Here is a 15015-nt window from a genome sequence, read left to right as displayed (position 1 = left end):
TCCGCGCCGTGGACCTGTGGACGACAGCGTCTCGGGGGGCTACCTGTGGACGACCGTCCTTCGGTGTCGGAGCCGGTGCCGACGGTGGACCCACGCCCACGACCCAGGAGGACCGATGTACGACCACCACCACGACACCCTGCTCTGGCGCGAGCCCCGCGAGCGCCTCCACGAGGGCGGCCGGCTCAGCCACCTCGTCTTCGTCGACGGACGGCTGGTCGATGCGTGGAGCGAGCACGTGGAGGACAGCACGTACGCCGACGTGGCGCGGCGCCACGACACGGACCTGTGGCCGCCAGTGGTCCAGGCCCCGCCGCCGGTCCCGCGCCACGAGCAGGCGCTGCGCTGGCTGGACTGCGTGGCCGGCAACCGCGAGGAGCTGATGGCGATGACCGGCTCCCCCGTCGCGCTGCCGCGCCTGCGCGACCACCTCGATCCCGTCGCGGACGAGGCGTGGCTGGTCGCCGACGAGCTGCTCGGCGACCTCCGCGAGACGCTGCTGCCCGCCGACCTGGCCGCACCCCTGCGCGAGTGCCTGCTGCTGGTCCGCGACCGGCTGCCCGAGCTCGCCGAGCGGATGACGCCCGCGCGGCTGGCGGGAGGTGTTGCCTGGGTCGTCGGCAAGGCCAACGCCGCGATCGGGCCGGAGGGGCCGGTCACCCAGGTCCGGATCGCCGACCTCCTTGGCACGACCTCGCTCAACGCCTGCGGCAACAACGTCCTCGGGCACGTACGCCGCCTCGGCTGGGACAGCGCGCGGCCCTGGTCGTGCGGGGCACCGGCGCTGCTGGCGGTCGGGCGGGTCGAGCTGCTCGCCGCGTCGGTGCGCCGCGACCTGGTCGAGCTCCGTGACACCTCGCTGGCAGAGCAGGCGCGCGCGGAGGGGTGAGGTCGTCTACCCAATTGAAGGGTAGGAGGCAGATCGACGGTCGAGTGCTTCCGCGATGTCGTCCTCCCGGCTACAGGAACCGATTCTTCACAGGGGGCACCATGCTTGACACACACCAGTCCAGGAGCGGCATCGTGACGGTGGTCGTCGCGCTGCTCGTCTCGCTGGGGCTCACGGCGGTCTCGCAGGCACCGGCCAGCAGCGCCGACGAGACGGGGACCACCGGGGGCGCGATCGACCGCAGCCTCGCGTTCTGCGACGACAACGCCGTACCGGCGAACGACGACTACTGGACGGCGGCGGCCATCACCCCGCCGTTCCCGCTGACCTTCTTCGGCGAGACCCACAGCCGGATATAAGTGAACAACAACGGCAACGTGACGTTCGGCAGCGGTCTGGAGCAGTACACGCCTTCGGTGCTCAGCGGCGGCACCCAGTTCCCCATCATCGCGCCGTTCTTCGCGGACTTCGACACCACCGCGGAAGGCAGCGGCCTGACCACCTACGGACAGTCGGCCGACGGACTGACGTTCTGCGCCCAGTGGCTCGACCTGGGCTACTACGAGCAGCACATGGACAAGACCAACTCCGTCCAGCTGGTCCTGCAGTCGGCGCAAGGCCGGCCCGGACGATCGCCCGGCGACTTCGACATCACCTTCAACTACGACCGGATCAGCTGGGAGAGCGGCGACGCGAGCGAGGGAGTGGCCGGGCTCGGGGGATGGTCCGCGGCAGTCGGGTTCTCCGCCGGCCACGGCCTGCCCGGCAGCGCCTTCCAGATGACCGGCTCGTTCGTCAACGGCGCCTTCCTCGACGGCGGCCCGAACGCCCTCGTCTCCGGGTCACATGGCACCACCCAGCCCGGACGCTACGTCTTCGAGGTGCGCAACGCCGGCTTCGACCTGACGCCGGAGCCCACCGCCGAGCCGACCGCCACCCCTCCGCCCGTCGTCGTGACGAAGAGCAGCTCCTCCACCTCGGTCAGGGTCTCCTCGAAGCGGATCCGGGCCGGCAGCAAGGTGCGGGTCACGGTGAAGGTCGCCACCGATGCTGCCGGATCGCGCACCGGGTCCGTCCGCATCAAGGACGGCCGGAAGGTGGTCAAGCGGATCGCCAAGCTCAGCAGCAGCGGCAAGGCGAGAGTGACCCTCAAGAACGTGAAGCGCGGCACGCACCGGATCCGTGCGGTCTTCTCCGGCAACGCCACGACGCTGGGCTCGACGTCGAAGGTCGTACGTCTCCGCGCGAGGTGAGCCCGTCAGAGCGTCAGGAACCCCTCGTCCACCAGCTCCCGCACGAGCGGCAGGCGTGAGGCTCGGAGCTCACCGGGGTCCTCCCCGGTGAGCTCCGCGACGGCGTCGAGGATCTGACCCAGCGCCAGGTCGCCGTCGCTGGCGCCCACGACGGCCGCGGCGACGCTGTCGACCTGCCGTGCGCGGCGGAAGCCGCGCTGCTGGCGCAGCACGATCGCCTCGGGGTCCTCCGCGCCCGGGCGGCCCACCGTCTCCTGCTGGACGTCCTCCCGGGCACGCAGGGAGGTGCCCGTCAGCGCGTCGTCGGTGAGGTCGCGCAGGTCGTCCACGGCCGTGCCCCAGTCGTGGATCGCCGCGCCGATGGGCTGCTCGACGTCGTAGGGCCACTCGAGGAGCTCGTGACGACCGGCGGACCCGGCACCGAGTCGCACGTTGATCCAGCCGAACCCGATGCCCTCGATGCCGCTCTCCTCCAGCCACGACAGCCAGGTGTCGTAGCGACGGGCGTAGTCGGGCCCGCCGTGGTGGCCGCTGTCCTTGAGCCACAGCTCGACGTAGGACGCCGGGTCGAGGGTCTCGCGCTGCACGACGAGCGCGTCGCAGTCGGCGCGCAGCCAGGAGCCGAGGCGCTCGTCCCAGGGCCGGCCGTCGACGATCGACCAGTTGGCCAGGACCTGCAGCCAGCCGCCCTCGGTGAGGTGGTCGGGGCCGGTGCGCACGATGTGCTCGACGACGCGGTCGCCGGGCAGGCCGGAGTCGCGGTAGACCAGCCGCTCGCCGGTCGCCGGGGAGATGACGAAGGGCGGGTTGGTGGCGATCAGGTCGAAGCGTTCGCCGGCGACGGGCTCGAAGAAGGACCCGTCGCGCACGTCGACGGAGACATCGTTGAGGGCGGCGTTGAAGCCTGTCATCCACAGCGCGCGGGCGTTGACGTCGGTCGCGACGACGTGGCTCGCGTGGGCGGCGAGGTGGAGCGCTTGGACGCCGCAGCCGGTGCCGAGGTCGAGGGCGCTGCCGACCGGCTCACGCATGGTGAGCTGGGCCAGGCTCGTGGAGGCGCTCGAGATGCCGAGGACGTGGTCGGCGCCGACGGCGACCGGGGCACCGTCCAGCCCCGGGGTCAGGTCGGAGACCACCCAGAGGTCGCGGTCCGCCCCCACCTCGGAGGTCGCGTAGGGCCGGCAGTCCATCCGTGCGGCGACCTCGCCGACGCTCTGCTCGAGCAGCCCGGCGTTGCAGAGCCGGTCGACGAGGCCGGGCAGCGTCCGCTCGGCGTCGGCGCGGTCGACCGGGGTCTGCAGGAGGAAGAGCCGCACCAGCGTGTCGAGCGCCGAGCCCGACGACGTACGCCGCAGCGCGGGGAGGGTCTCGTTGCGCCCGAGCGCGCGGTGCGCGTCCTCTCCGATCACCTCCGCGACGCGGTCGTAGGTGAAGTCGGCGGCGAGCAGCGCCTCACGGAGCGGGGCAGCGAGGTCGAGGTCGTGGGGCATGGCCCCAGCCTCCCAGAAGGCGTGCCACCATCGGCGGGTGCTCGAGCCGCCGCCCGACGTGACCGACGCCGACGTCCTCGCCCTGGTGCGCGAGCGCTGGGAGGCCGGGGCCGGTGCGGCGGTGCACCTTCCCGTCGGCTGGGGTGCCCACCACTGGCGCGTCGACGTCGCGGGCTCCCCGACGCTGTTCGCGACCCTCGACCCCGACCTCCCGCGGCACACGCACGCGAGCCTGGAGGCGGCGTACGCCTCGGCGGCCGCGCTGGGCCTCGGCTTCGTCTGGCCGTCGCTGCCCACCACTCATGGCACGTTCACCGTGGCGCTGGGCGGCCGGACGCTGAGCGTCACCCGGTGGCTCGACGGGGTCCGGCCCACGCAGTCCACGCCCGACCTCCCGGAGCTGCTCGAGCAGCTCCACGGAGCGCCGCTGCCAGCCACCGCCCGGGCCTGGTCGACGGAGATCGACGCGGACCTCGCCGACCGGGTCCGCGACCTCCTGCAGCAGGAGTGGGCCGACCCGCTCGGACCTGCCGCCCGGGAGCTGGTCGTGGCGCATGTCTCGGAGATCGGCGGATGGACGCGCGAGCACGCCCGGCTGTGCGACCTCGCCGACCCGTCGGCGTACGTCGTCACGCACGGCGAGCCCGGCGTGCACAACCAGTGGCTGGCGCACGACCGGGTGTGGATCCTCGACTGGGAGTCGCTGCTCCTCGCACCGCCCGAGCGTGACCTCGCCACCCTGGTGCTCGAGGGCCGCGACGTCGCGCACGACCCGCAGATGGTGCGCCTGTTCGACCTCGAATGGCGGCTCTCGGAGATCTGGTCGTTCGCCCAGTGGCTGCAGGCCCCGCACACCGGCGACGCTGACGACCGCGCTGCGCTCGGCGGGCTCACCGAGGAGCTGACGCGAGCCCACTTCGGTGAGCGCTGAGCGGGCTTCCCTATCAAGACTGGAGCCTCACCCCCGAAGTTTCGGGGGTGAGGCTCCAGGTTCCCCGGGTACCCGGGGATCGCGACCGAGTGGGCCGTCAGGCGTGGTCGGGGTGCGGGGTGAACGACGACGAGCCGGTGTTGTCACCGTCGTCGGCGATCGCCACCTCGCGCCGCTTGGAGACGACCACCGCGCCGGCGATGATCGCGACCGCGACGAGCGCGATCACGATGCGGAGCACGTCGTTCTGGTCGTCGCCGACGCTCAGGGAGACGACCGCGCTCGCGATGAGCAGCGAGACGAGGTTCATCACCTTGATCAGCGGGTTGATGGCCGGGCCGGCGGTGTCCTTGAACGGGTCACCGACGGTGTCACCGATGATGGTCGCCTCGTGGGCGGCCGAGCCCTTGCCACCGTGGTGGCCGTCCTCGACCAGCTTCTTGGCGTTGTCCCACGCACCACCGGCGTTGGCCAGGAAGACGGCCATCAGGGTGCCGGTGCCGATGGCGCCGGCGAGGAAGCCGGCCAGGGCGGTCGCGCCGAGGCCGAAGCCCACGGCGATCGGCGCCAGGACGGCCAGGATGCCGGGCGTCACGAGCTCGCGCAGCGAGTCCTTGGTGACGATGTCGACGACCTTGCCGTACTCCGGACGACCGGTGCCCTCCATGATGCCGGGGATCTCGCGGAACTGGCGGCGGACCTCCATCACGACCGCGCCGGCAGCGCGGGCGACCGCGTTGATGGCGAGGCCGGAGAAGAGGAACACCACGGCCGCACCGAGCAGCACGCCGACGATGACCGCCGGGTTGAAGACGCTGAAGTCCAGCAGGTAGGCCTCGTCGAGGCCGACGTTGGCCTCGGCGAGCGACTCGAACACCGAGGTGGCGTAGGAGCCGAACAGCGCCGTCGCGGCGAGGACCGCCGTGGCGATCGCGATGCCCTTGGTGATGGCCTTGGTGGTGTTGCCGACCGCGTCGAGCTCGGTGAGGATCTGCGCGCCCGCGGGGCTGACGTCGCCCGACATCTCGGCAATGCCCTGCGCGTTGTCGGAGACCGGACCGAAGGTGTCCATCGCGACGATGACGCCGACGGTGGTCAGCAGGCCGCAACCGGCCAGGGCCACGGCGAACAACGACACGGTGAGGGCCGCGCCACCGAGGAGATAGGCACCGAAGACCGCGGCACCGATGACCAGGGTCGTGTAGACCGCGGACTCGAAACCGACCGAGAGCCCGGACAGGATCACGGTGGCCGGGCCGGTGAGCGAGGTCTTGCCGACGTCCTTGACCGGGCGGTACTCGGTGCCGGTGTAGTAGCCGGTGAGGGCCAGGATGCCCGCGGACATCACGATGCCGATGACCACTGCGGAGGCGGCGATGAACCGCGGGTCACCCTCGGCGCCGGTGAGGTCGGCGGCGATGTTGGTGAACTCCGAGAAGCTGCTCGGCAGGTAGAGGTAGGACAGCACGACGCTCGCCACGGCGGCGATGCCCGAGGAGATGTAGAACGACTTGTTGATCGTCGTCAGGCCGTTCTCGTCGGCCTTGGGCTTCGTCAGGTAGACGCCCGCGACCGCGGTGAGGGCACCGATGGCAGGGATCAGCAGCGGGAACACGAGGCCCTTGTCGCCGAAGGCCTGGGAGCCGAGAATCAGCGCGGCCACCAGCGTGACGGCGTAGGACTCGAAGAGGTCGGCGGCCATGCCGGCGCAGTCGCCGACGTTGTCGCCGACGTTGTCGGCGATGGTCGCGGCGTTGCGCGGGTCGTCCTCGGGGATGCCCTGCTCGACCTTGCCGACCAGGTCGGCGCCGACGTCGGCGGCCTTGGTGAAGATGCCGCCGCCGACGCGCATGAACATGGCGAGCAGCGCTGCACCGAAGCCGAAGCCCTCGAGCACCTCGGGCGCCGAGTCCTGGAAGAACAGCACGACGAGGCTGGCACCGAGCAGGCCCAGGCCCACGGTCAGCATGCCGACCATCGCCCCGGTGCGGAGGCCGATCGTCATGGCCGGCTCGCGGCCGGTGGACTCAGCAGCTGCCGCGACGCGCAGGTTGGCGCGCACCGCGAGGTTCATCCCGAGATAGCCCACGGCTGCGGAGAAGCCGGCGCCGACGATGAAGAACACCGAGCGGAAGATGCGCACGGTCATGTCGTCGGCCGGCAGCACGAGCAGCGCGAAGAACGCGATCGCCGCGAAGATGGCAAGGGTCCGGAACTGCCGGGTCAGGTAGGCGTTGGCGCCTTCCTGCACGGCCTGGGCGATGGTCTTCATGCTGTCGGTGCCTTCGCCGGCGGCCAAGACCTGGGACCTGAACATCGCAGCCATCCCGAGCGCGCCGAGCGCGATCAGGGCGACGACGACGACCAGGACCAGGTTGGTGCCTTCGAGCTCCGGCCTCACGACCGCGGGCAGGATCCCCGTCATGCGTGTCCTCCTAGGACTGATACGTCAACCTCGAACGCGCCGGAGTCTACGCAGACGTGACCCAGATCACGGGACGGCGTGACCTACGCCACACCGTGCGACTGGACCGGAGCACGACAAACCCCTCCGAACCTGCTCGGAGGGGTGAGGTGAAAGGGCGTAGCGGCGTCAGGCGCCGGACGCGCTCACGGCGTCGTGGATGACGAAGACCTTCGCCAGGCCGGTGATGCGGAAGATCTTGAGCAGGCGCTCCTGGGTGCAGACCAGGTCGAGCGACCCGTCGTGGGCGCGGACCTTCTTCAGCCCCCCGACCAGCACGCCGAGGCCGGTGGAGTCGAGGAACTCGACGGCCTCGAGGTCGATCACGATGTCGTAGGTGCCGGCACCGACGAGGTCGGTGATGCAGTCGCGCAGCTTGGGTGCGGTGTAGACGTCGATCTCCCCGCCGACGGCCACGACGGCGCGGCCGTCCACCTCGCGCGTAGCAAGGGTGAGATCCACGACTGCTCCCCGGTCCCCGAACTCGTTCGGACAGTGCGTCTGCGGGCACACGCGTGCCCCTTGTTCTTTCCGGGTGGTATCAAACCACGAGTCACAAGGGTTGCGCAGGACTCCCCGGCACTTGGGAACGGGCCACACGCAGCGCTCACCGTCGCAGGCGTTTGCCAGACTGCGTGGGTGAGCCAGTCCCCAGTCCGCGCGCTGCCCCCGGTCGACGCGCTGGTCCGACGGCTCACCGGGGTTCCGGGGCGCGAGGAGCGGCTGCAGCACCTCGAGGTGCTGCCGGCCCGCGAGGCGGTCCACGAGGACTGGCCGGACTGGGTGCCCGACGACGTACGCAGTGCGTTCGCCGCCCAGGGCGTGGCCCGTCCGTGGCGCCACCAGGTCGTCGCCGCCGACGCCGCGCACGCCGGCGACCACGTCATCGTCGCCACCGGAACCGCGTCCGGGAAGTCCCTGGCCTACCAGGTGCCGGCGCTCTCGGCGATCCGCGCGGCCCGCGGTCCGCGCGGCGAGCGGGGCGCCTCGGTGCTCTACCTCGCGCCGACGAAGGCGCTGGCGCACGACCAGCTCGCGGGCCTGGAGTCCCTGCGCCTCGACGTACGCCTCTCCGCGCACGACGGCGACAGCTCGCGCGAGGAACGGGACTGGACCCGCGACCACGCCGAGTACGTCCTGACGAACCCCGACATGCTGCACCGATCCCTCCTGCCCTCGCACCACCGCTGGGCGCGGCTGCTCGGGTCGGTGAAGTACGTCGTGGTCGACGAGTGCCACCACTACCGCGGGGTCTTCGGCGCGCACGTCTCCCACGTGCTGCGACGGTTGCGACGGGTGTGCGCGATGTACGGCGCGCACCCGACGTTCGTGCTCGCCTCGGCCACCGTCGCGCAACCGGAGGTGACCGCGTCGCGACTGACCGGGCTCGACGTCGTCGCGCTGACCCGCGACGACTCGCCGCGCGGCAGGGTGTCGCTGCTGCTGTGGGAGCCGCCCTTCACCTCGCACGCCGGGGAGAACGGTGCCCCGGTGCGGCGCGCCGCGTCGTCGGAGGTCGCCGACCTGCTGGCGGACCTCGTCGCCGAGGACGTGCGCACCCTGGCGTTCATCCGCTCGCGCCGCGGCGCCGAGCAGGTGGCGCTGACCGCGGCCGAGCTGCTCGCCGAGGTCGACCCGTCGCTGCCGGGACGCGTCGCGGCCTACCGTGGCGGCTACCTCCCCGAGGAGCGTCGGGCGCTGGAGTCGGCGCTGAGGCGCGGCGACCTCGTCGGGCTCGCCGCCACCAACGCCCTCGAGCTCGGCATCGACATCAGCGGCCTCGACGCCGTCCTGATCGCCGGCTTCCCCGGCACCCGCGCCGCCTTCTGGCAGCAGGTCGGGCGCGCCGGCCGCGGTGCGCAGGACGCGCTCGGCGTGCTGGTGGCCAAGGACGACCCGCTCGACACCTACCTCGTCACCCACCCCGAGATGTTGATCGGGGCGCCGGTGGAGGCGTCGGTCTTCGACCCGTCGAACCCGCACGTCATGGGCCCACACCTGTGCGCGGCGGCGCAGGAGGCGCCCCTCACCGAGGTCGACCTGCCGCTCTTCGGGCCGACGGCGCGCGAGGTCCTGGACCGGCTCGTCGAGATCGGGCTCCTGCGGCGGCGCCCGCGCGGCTGGTTCTGGACCGACTCCGGACACGCGGCCGACCTCGCCGACATCCGCTCCGCGGGCGGGTCGCCGGTGCAGCTCATCGAGGCCGGCACCGGCCGCGTGGTGGGCACGGTCGACGCCGGGGGCGCGCACAACCAGGCGCACCCGGGCGCGGTCTACGTCCACCAGGGCGAGACCTGGCTGGTCGAGGAGCTCGACCTCGAGCACCACGTGGCGACGATGCGCCGCGACGAGCCGGCCTACAGCACCACGGCGCGCGAGACCACCGACATCAGCATCGTCGCCACCCACGAGCGCCGGTCGTGGGGCGGCTGCGAGCTCGCGTTCGGCGAGGTCGACGTGTCCCACCAGGTCGTGTCCTTCCTCAAGCGGCGCCAGCCCGGCGGGGAGGTGCTGGCCGAGGAACCGCTCGACCTGCCCGAGCGGACCCTGCGCACGAGCGCCGTCTGGTGGACGGTCCCCGACGACGTGGTCACCGAGTCGGGTGTCCCGCTGCTCGACGTGCCGGGGGCGGCGCACGCCGCCGAGCACTGCTCGATCGGCCTCCTCCCCCTCTTCGCCACGTGCGACCGCTGGGACATCGGCGGGGTCTCGACCGCCCGTCACGCCGACACCGGCCTGCTCACCGTCTTCGTCTACGACGGCCACCCGGGCGGCGCCGGCTTCGCCGAGCGGGGCTTCCGCACCGCGGTCGCGTGGCTCTCGGCCACCCGTGAGGCGATCGCCAGCTGCGAGTGCGCGAGCGGGTGCCCGTCGTGCATCCAGTCACCGAAGTGCGGCAACCAGAACAACACCCTCGACAAGCCCGGCGCGATCGCCCTGCTGGACGCCCTCCTCACGGGTGCGCCCCGCGAGGGGGAATGACGCTAGATTCGCCGCATGGTGATCCTCGGACTTGGCCTGCTGATCCTCGGCGGCATCGCGATCCTCTCCGCCGTCTTCGTCAGCGAGCCCGGGTCCGGCGGCGAGCTGCTGGGCTTCGACGTCACCACCCTGGAGTCCTTCTTCGTCGGCGTCGCCGCGGGTGCGGCCATCCTGTGGGGCTTCTCGATCCTCAAGTGGGGCACCCGCCGCAGCCTCGCGCACCGCAAGGAGCGCAAGGAGCTGACCGAGCTCAACGCGAAGCTCGAGCGGGTCGAGGCCGAGCGCCGCGACGAGGACCCCGAGCGCCGCGACACCGTCTGACGGGCTAGACGGGGCCGGCCCTCGACTCCGCGCTCACCCGCACCTCGCGCCACGGCACCCGCGGCCCGGGCACCGACACGGTGACCGTGACCTCGCGTCCCTCCACCCGGCACCGGTCGAGGGACGCCGCGTTGGCTGCGGCGACACGGGCGGCCGCGGCGCACGCGGTCGCCGGGTCGTCGGCCCCGCCGAGGGCGGCGAGGTCGGCGGCGGCTTGCGCCTGCCGTTGCGCGGTCACCAGTCCCCCGACGGCGGCGAGCCCCACCGCCACGAACATCAGCACACCCGCCATGGCCACCACGAGGACCGTCGCGGCGCCGTCGTCGCGGCGCGGCCGGCCGGCGGCATTCACGACGTCTCCGCCACCGCGACCGCGTCGGCCGACACCGTGACACCCGGCAGCGCGCCGAGCAGCCCTCCCGGGGCGGCGACCCGGACGCTCGTGGTGACCTCGACCTGACCGGCGCCCTGGTCCACGCTCACCCGTGCCCCGTCGGGCGCGATGCGCAGCGCCACCGCGCGGGCCGACGAGACGTCGTCGCCCCGTGCCACGGCGCGCGCCGCCTCGCGCGAGGCGTCGATCACCCGCACCTGGGCCGCGCCGAGGGCCAGCATCCACACCAGCCCGGCGGTCAGCGCGACGAGCAGCGGGATGCCGAGGGCGAGCTCGGCGGTCGCCGCTCCCCGCTCGCACCGAGCCCGCCTGCCCATCAGCCGATGCCCAGCAGGCCCATGACGTGGTCGAAGAGCCGCTCGAGCACCTGGTTGCCGAACCGTCCGGTCAGCAGCGTGTAGAGCAGTCCGGCGAAACCAGCCCCGGCAGCCGTGCCGACGGCGTACTCCGCCGTGGTGATGCCGGACTCGTCGTGGCGTCGGATCTTCATCGCTTCCCCTGTCGTCCCGGGGCTCCCGATGAGCCCCGCTGCCTCCACCCTCGGCCGCCCGGGCGAGCCGGCGCACCCGTCACGTCCCGGGCCTGTGGATCGCGACGTCAGGGGGCCGCCTGTGGACGGAAGGTGGCCCGTCACGGGGCCACCGACCCGAAGAGCGAGGCGACGGTCGGCACCACGCCGAGCAGCAGGAAGGCCGGCAGCAGGCACACCCCGAGCGGGACCGCGGCGGACACCCCGACCTTGCGAGCGGCGTCCTCGGCGCGGGCCAGCGACTCGCGCTCGAGCTCGTCGGCCAGCCGCTCGACGGCCTGCACGACCGAGGCGCCGGAGGCCTGGGAGCGCACCATCGTGCGGGCCAGCGGAGCGAGCGCGGGGTCGCGGGCGAGGGTGTCCCAGGCGTCGGCACCCGACGCGCCCCAGCGCGAGCGCTCGACGACCGGCGCCAGGCGCGCGGCCGTCGGACCGGGCAGGGCCGCGCAGACGCGTGCCATCCCGGAGACCGGTTCGGCGCCCGCGCGCAGCGTGGAGGCGAAGAGGGCGACGAGGTGCGGCAGCGAGCGCTCCACCTCCTCGCGCTCCCGGCGTGAGGCCGACGACTCCGCCCTGGCCAGCACGTGCCGGGCACCGACGCCGGCGACGACCGCGGCCACCATGCCGGCGACACCACCGACGACGAGCCAGGCGGCGAGCGCGACACCGACCACCGCGACGGGGCGTGCGCCGGGCCGGGCGGCCGTGGGCCGCCGGGGACGCACCGCCGACGGGGGCAGCCAGCACAGCACGGCCGCGGTCGCGGCGAGGACGGTCACCCACGTCATGGCGCGGCCGCCCGATCCGCCAGCCGCTCGATCCACCACAGCCCGAGCCCCAGCAGGCCCAGACCCAGGACCAAGCAGCCCAGACCGACGGGAGTCGCGAGCAGGAAGGACCACGGGTCCGAGCCCGCACCCGAGCCCATCAGCAGGACCGCCAGCGGCAGGCACGCGACCAGGCGGGCCGTGGCTCGCGCCGAGGCCAGCTCGGAGTCGATGAGCCGGCGCGTACGCCCGTGGGCGCGGAGTCCGCGGGCGGTGCGCTCGAGAGCAGTGGCAAGGCCGTGCCCCGAGTCGTGGGCGACCTGCCAGGCGCCTGCGACCCACCGGAGGTCGGTGGCGCCGCGGCGCTCGTGGGCCAGGCGGCGCAGGGCGTCGGGGACGTCCGCGCCGAGGCGGGCGGCCTCCACCGCGACGTCGAGCGGAGGCCACCGCTGCGCCGCCGACGCCAGCGCCACGCCGGCCGGTCGCCCGGCTGCCAGCTCGGCGGCCAGGAGGTCGCACACCTCGAGCACTGCCGCCTGCGTGGCCGCGGTCTCGCGACGGCCCGCCCACGGCACCGCGGGGCGCGGCCGCCGCCCGCCGGGACTCCCCGGTCCGCGGGCTGCGCCCGCTCTCCCGGCGGGGACCCACGCCGCCACCGCGGCTCCGGCGAGCAGTGCCACCAGCACGGCGCTCACGGGACCGCCGACCCGAGCCGTGCGGCCAGGGTGGACGCGGCCGGCCCGCGCACCACGCGGTCGGCCTCGAAGGTCACCGCGGTGCGCAGCACCACCAGTCCCGACCCATCGCGCTCGGGCACCCCGAGCTCGAGGACCCGGCGTCGGCCGTCACGTCCGCGACCGAGGTGGATCACGACGTCGAGGGCGGCGGCGAGCTGGCTGTGCGCCGCCTCCCGCGGCAGCCCGGCGGCCAACGACAGGGCCTCGATCCGGGCGGGCACGTCGGCCGCGGAGTTGGCGTGGAGGGTGCCGCAGCCGCCGCCGTGACCGGTGTTGAGGGCCGCGAGCAGGTCGACCACCTCCGCCCCGCGGACCTCCCCGACCACCAGCCGGTCGGGCCGCATCCGCAGCGCCTGCCGCACGAGCGTCTGGAGGGTGATCTCGCCGGCGCCCTCGATGTTGGGCGGCCGGCTCTCCATCGCAACCACGTGCGGGTGCTCGGGTCGCAGCTCGCTGGCGTCCTCGACCAGCACGATGCGCTCGCCGGTGTCGACCAGGGACAGCAGGGCCGACAGCACGGAGGTCTTGCCGGTCCCGGTGCCGCCGGTCACGAGGAAGGCACAGCGGGAGTCGACCACCTCCTCGAGCAGGAAGGCACCGTCGGGCGGCACCGCCCCGGCCGCGACGAGCTCGGGCAGCGTCCAGACCCGGCCCCGCGGCACCCGCAGCGACACGACCGTGCCGGAGCGGGCGACCGGGGCGAGCACCGCGTGGAAGCGGGTGCCGTCGGGCAGGCGTACGTCGGCGTGCGGGGTCGCGTCGTCGAGGCGCCGCCCGGCCGAGGCCGCGAGGCGCTGGGCGAGCCGCCGCACCGCGGCGTCGTCGGGGAAGGACACCGCGGCGCGCTCGAGACCCGCACCGCGGTCGATCCACACGTCGTCGGGCCCGTTGACGAGCACGTCGGTCACGTCGGGCAGCCGCAGCAGCTCCTCGAGCGGCCCCGCACCGAGCACGTCACGGCGGAGCAGGTCGTGCACGGCGAGCACGGTGGCGTCCCCCACCGGCGCCCCCGAGGCCCGCAGCGCCTCGGCCACCCGGTGGGGGGTCAGGTCGCCGACGGAGCCGGCCAGCCGACGGCGTACGTCGTCGAGGACGACGGTGGGCACCGCCGGGACCGCGGGGGCACTCACGCTGCCTCCAGGAGGGTGCGCGCGGCGCGGGCCAGCGGACCGCGGCCGGCGAGCGGGCCGAGCCCGCGGTCGACCGAGGCGGCCAGGCCGCGCTGGTCGGCGACGGACGCCACCACCGGCAGCCCGGTCACCCGCTCCGCGTCGGCGTCGCCGAGCGCCCCGGGGCGCACCACCAGTCCTGTGTCCTTCTCCCGACCCAGCGTCGCGACGAGCCGCGCGGTCGCGGCGAGGGCGGGGACGGTGGTGGGTGTGACGACGAGCAGGTCGTCGCACCGCTCGACGAGCTCGGCCAGGCACGGGTCCTGCCGGGCGAGGTCGAGCACGACGAGGTCGTGACCACGGACCGCGGACGGGAGGATCCGGCGCGCGGTCGGCAGGTCGAGCCGCCGTTGCAGGCCCGACCAGGTCAGCACGCCGAGGTGGTCGCGCCGCGGGACCCCCTCGCGCAGCGCCCGCGCGCCGAGGCGTCCGGCCGTGTCGACCAGGCCCTCCCACCGCACGCCCCGGCACTCCTCCATCCCGAGCAACCGGTCCAGCCCCGCTCCGAGCGGGTCGGCGTCGACGAGCAGCGTCGGTGCGCGCAGGGAGTGCCACTGGGCGAGCGCGCAGGCGAGCGTCGTCGCCCCGGCCCCACCCGCGCCACCCACCACGCCCACGGTGCGGCCCGGGGAGGCCCGCTCACCCACGTCGGCCAGCGCCTCCACCAGCCACGGAGCCGCGTCCGGCAGGTCGACCACGGACGCCGCGCCGATCGCCACCGCGGCCCGGAAGACGGCGTCGACCGGCGACAGGCCGACCACGTGCACGTCGGGCCGTCGCGGCGGGGCGAGCGCCACGACCTGGTCGGCGAGGTCCACCCCGACCAGCACCAGGTCGGCGCGGCTCCAGGCCGCCAGGCAGAGGGCGGGGTCGCCGCCCACCTCCACCTCGACGCCCGCGGCAGCGCAGAGCGGGACGACGGCGTCGTGGACGGGACCGGAGCGGGTGAGGAGGAGGACGGGCATGGCGACGAGCCTGCGCCGGGCCACCGACGCCGGCCAGCGCGGCGTACGGATCCCTGTGGACAACGTGTCCCGGAGGCCGCCTGTGGACGGTTGATGGCCCGTCCCGCAGGCCTGCGGCCCCCTA

The 15015-nt window shown here is 73.8% G+C and carries 16 protein-coding genes; 6 read left to right on the top strand and 10 right to left on the bottom strand.

The window, feature by feature from the left end:
* Positions 1-115 precede the first annotated feature (115 nt).
* From CFI00_RS02285 to CFI00_RS02275, 3 genes are all read left to right on the top strand, one after another.
* Positions 116-889 (top strand): hypothetical protein, encoded by a 774-nt coding sequence (locus CFI00_RS02285; RefSeq protein ID WP_207083688.1) that lies wholly within the window; start codon positions 116-118, stop codon positions 887-889.
* A gap of 101 nt (positions 890-990) precedes the next feature.
* Complete coding sequence (locus CFI00_RS02280) at positions 991-1248, top strand: hypothetical protein (RefSeq protein WP_207083687.1); 258 nt, start codon at positions 991-993, stop codon at positions 1246-1248.
* Positions 1249-2142, top strand: a complete 894-nt coding sequence (locus CFI00_RS02275) for a nidogen-like domain-containing protein (RefSeq protein ID WP_207083686.1) — start codon at positions 1249-1251, stop codon at positions 2140-2142.
* 5 nt (positions 2143-2147) lie between these two features.
* Here the strand turns inward: CFI00_RS02275 and CFI00_RS02270 are convergent, their stop codons facing one another.
* Complete coding sequence (locus tag CFI00_RS02270; protein ID WP_207083685.1) at positions 2148-3632, bottom strand: class I SAM-dependent methyltransferase; 1485 nt, start codon at positions 3630-3632, stop codon at positions 2148-2150.
* 37 nt (positions 3633-3669) lie between these two features.
* Between CFI00_RS02270 and CFI00_RS02265 the strand changes: the two genes are divergently transcribed.
* On the top strand, positions 3670-4563 hold the full coding sequence (locus CFI00_RS02265) for a hypothetical protein (protein WP_207083684.1): 894 nt from the start codon (positions 3670-3672) through the stop codon (positions 4561-4563).
* 97 nt (positions 4564-4660) lie between these two features.
* Here CFI00_RS02265 and CFI00_RS02260 read toward each other — a convergent pair whose 3' ends face one another.
* Together CFI00_RS02260 and CFI00_RS02255 are read right to left on the bottom strand one after the other, a co-directional pair.
* Complete coding sequence (locus CFI00_RS02260) at positions 4661-6988, bottom strand: sodium-translocating pyrophosphatase (protein ID WP_207083683.1); 2328 nt, start codon at positions 6986-6988, stop codon at positions 4661-4663.
* A 168-nt stretch (positions 6989-7156) separates the two neighbouring features.
* Positions 7157-7489 carry an anti-sigma factor antagonist gene (locus tag CFI00_RS02255; RefSeq protein ID WP_207083682.1) on the bottom strand — a complete coding sequence of 111 codons (333 nt, stop codon included), beginning with the start codon at positions 7487-7489 and terminating at the stop codon, positions 7157-7159.
* A 177-nt stretch (positions 7490-7666) separates the two neighbouring features.
* On the opposite strand from CFI00_RS02255, the gene CFI00_RS02250 reads away from it, so the two are divergent.
* Together CFI00_RS02250 and CFI00_RS02245 are read left to right on the top strand one after the other, a co-directional pair.
* On the top strand, positions 7667-10009 hold the full coding sequence (locus tag CFI00_RS02250) for a DEAD/DEAH box helicase (RefSeq protein ID WP_242532642.1): 2343 nt from the start codon (positions 7667-7669) through the stop codon (positions 10007-10009).
* Between the two features lie 15 nt (positions 10010-10024).
* Positions 10025-10330 (top strand): hypothetical protein, encoded by a 306-nt coding sequence (locus CFI00_RS02245; protein WP_207083681.1) that lies wholly within the window; start codon positions 10025-10027, stop codon positions 10328-10330.
* A 4-nt stretch (positions 10331-10334) separates the two neighbouring features.
* On the opposite strand, the gene CFI00_RS02240 is transcribed toward CFI00_RS02245, so the two are convergent.
* The 7 genes from CFI00_RS02240 to ssd form a co-directional block, all read right to left on the bottom strand.
* On the bottom strand, positions 10335-10682 hold the full coding sequence (locus CFI00_RS02240; protein WP_207083680.1) for an Rv3654c family TadE-like protein: 348 nt from the start codon (positions 10680-10682) through the stop codon (positions 10335-10337).
* The gene (locus CFI00_RS02235; protein WP_207083679.1) at positions 10679-11041 is read right to left on the bottom strand and encodes a TadE family protein; all 363 of its coding nucleotides are present in this window, start codon (positions 11039-11041) and stop codon (positions 10679-10681) included. The genes CFI00_RS02240 and CFI00_RS02235 overlap by 4 nt, the downstream gene beginning before the upstream one ends.
* Positions 11041-11214 (bottom strand): DUF4244 domain-containing protein, encoded by a 174-nt coding sequence (locus CFI00_RS02230; protein WP_207083678.1) that lies wholly within the window; start codon positions 11212-11214, stop codon positions 11041-11043. Before CFI00_RS02230 ends, CFI00_RS02235 begins: the two co-directional genes overlap by 1 nt.
* A 140-nt stretch (positions 11215-11354) precedes the next feature.
* Positions 11355-12041, bottom strand: a complete 687-nt coding sequence (locus CFI00_RS02225) for a type II secretion system F family protein (RefSeq protein WP_207083677.1) — start codon at positions 12039-12041, stop codon at positions 11355-11357.
* A complete protein-coding gene (locus tag CFI00_RS02220) occupies positions 12038-12715 on the bottom strand; it encodes a type II secretion system F family protein (protein ID WP_207083676.1) in 678 nt (225 codons plus the stop codon). Before CFI00_RS02220 ends, CFI00_RS02225 begins: the two co-directional genes overlap by 4 nt.
* Positions 12712-13887 carry a TadA family conjugal transfer-associated ATPase gene (locus CFI00_RS02215; RefSeq protein ID WP_207083675.1) on the bottom strand — a complete coding sequence of 392 codons (1176 nt, stop codon included), beginning with the start codon at positions 13885-13887 and terminating at the stop codon, positions 12712-12714. Before CFI00_RS02215 ends, CFI00_RS02220 begins: the two co-directional genes overlap by 4 nt.
* On the bottom strand, positions 13884-14891 hold the full coding sequence (gene ssd / locus CFI00_RS02210) for a septum site-determining protein Ssd (protein ID WP_207083674.1): 1008 nt from the start codon (positions 14889-14891) through the stop codon (positions 13884-13886). The genes CFI00_RS02215 and ssd overlap by 4 nt, the downstream gene beginning before the upstream one ends.
* Positions 14892-15015: the final 124 nt, after the last annotated feature.

Origin of the sequence: Nocardioides sp. S5, assembly GCF_017310035.1 — a bacterium.
Taxonomy (GTDB): domain Bacteria; phylum Actinomycetota; class Actinomycetes; order Propionibacteriales; family Nocardioidaceae; genus Nocardioides.
Note: the sequence above shows the minus strand (reverse complement) of the source record. Positions and strands in the feature narration are given on the sequence as shown.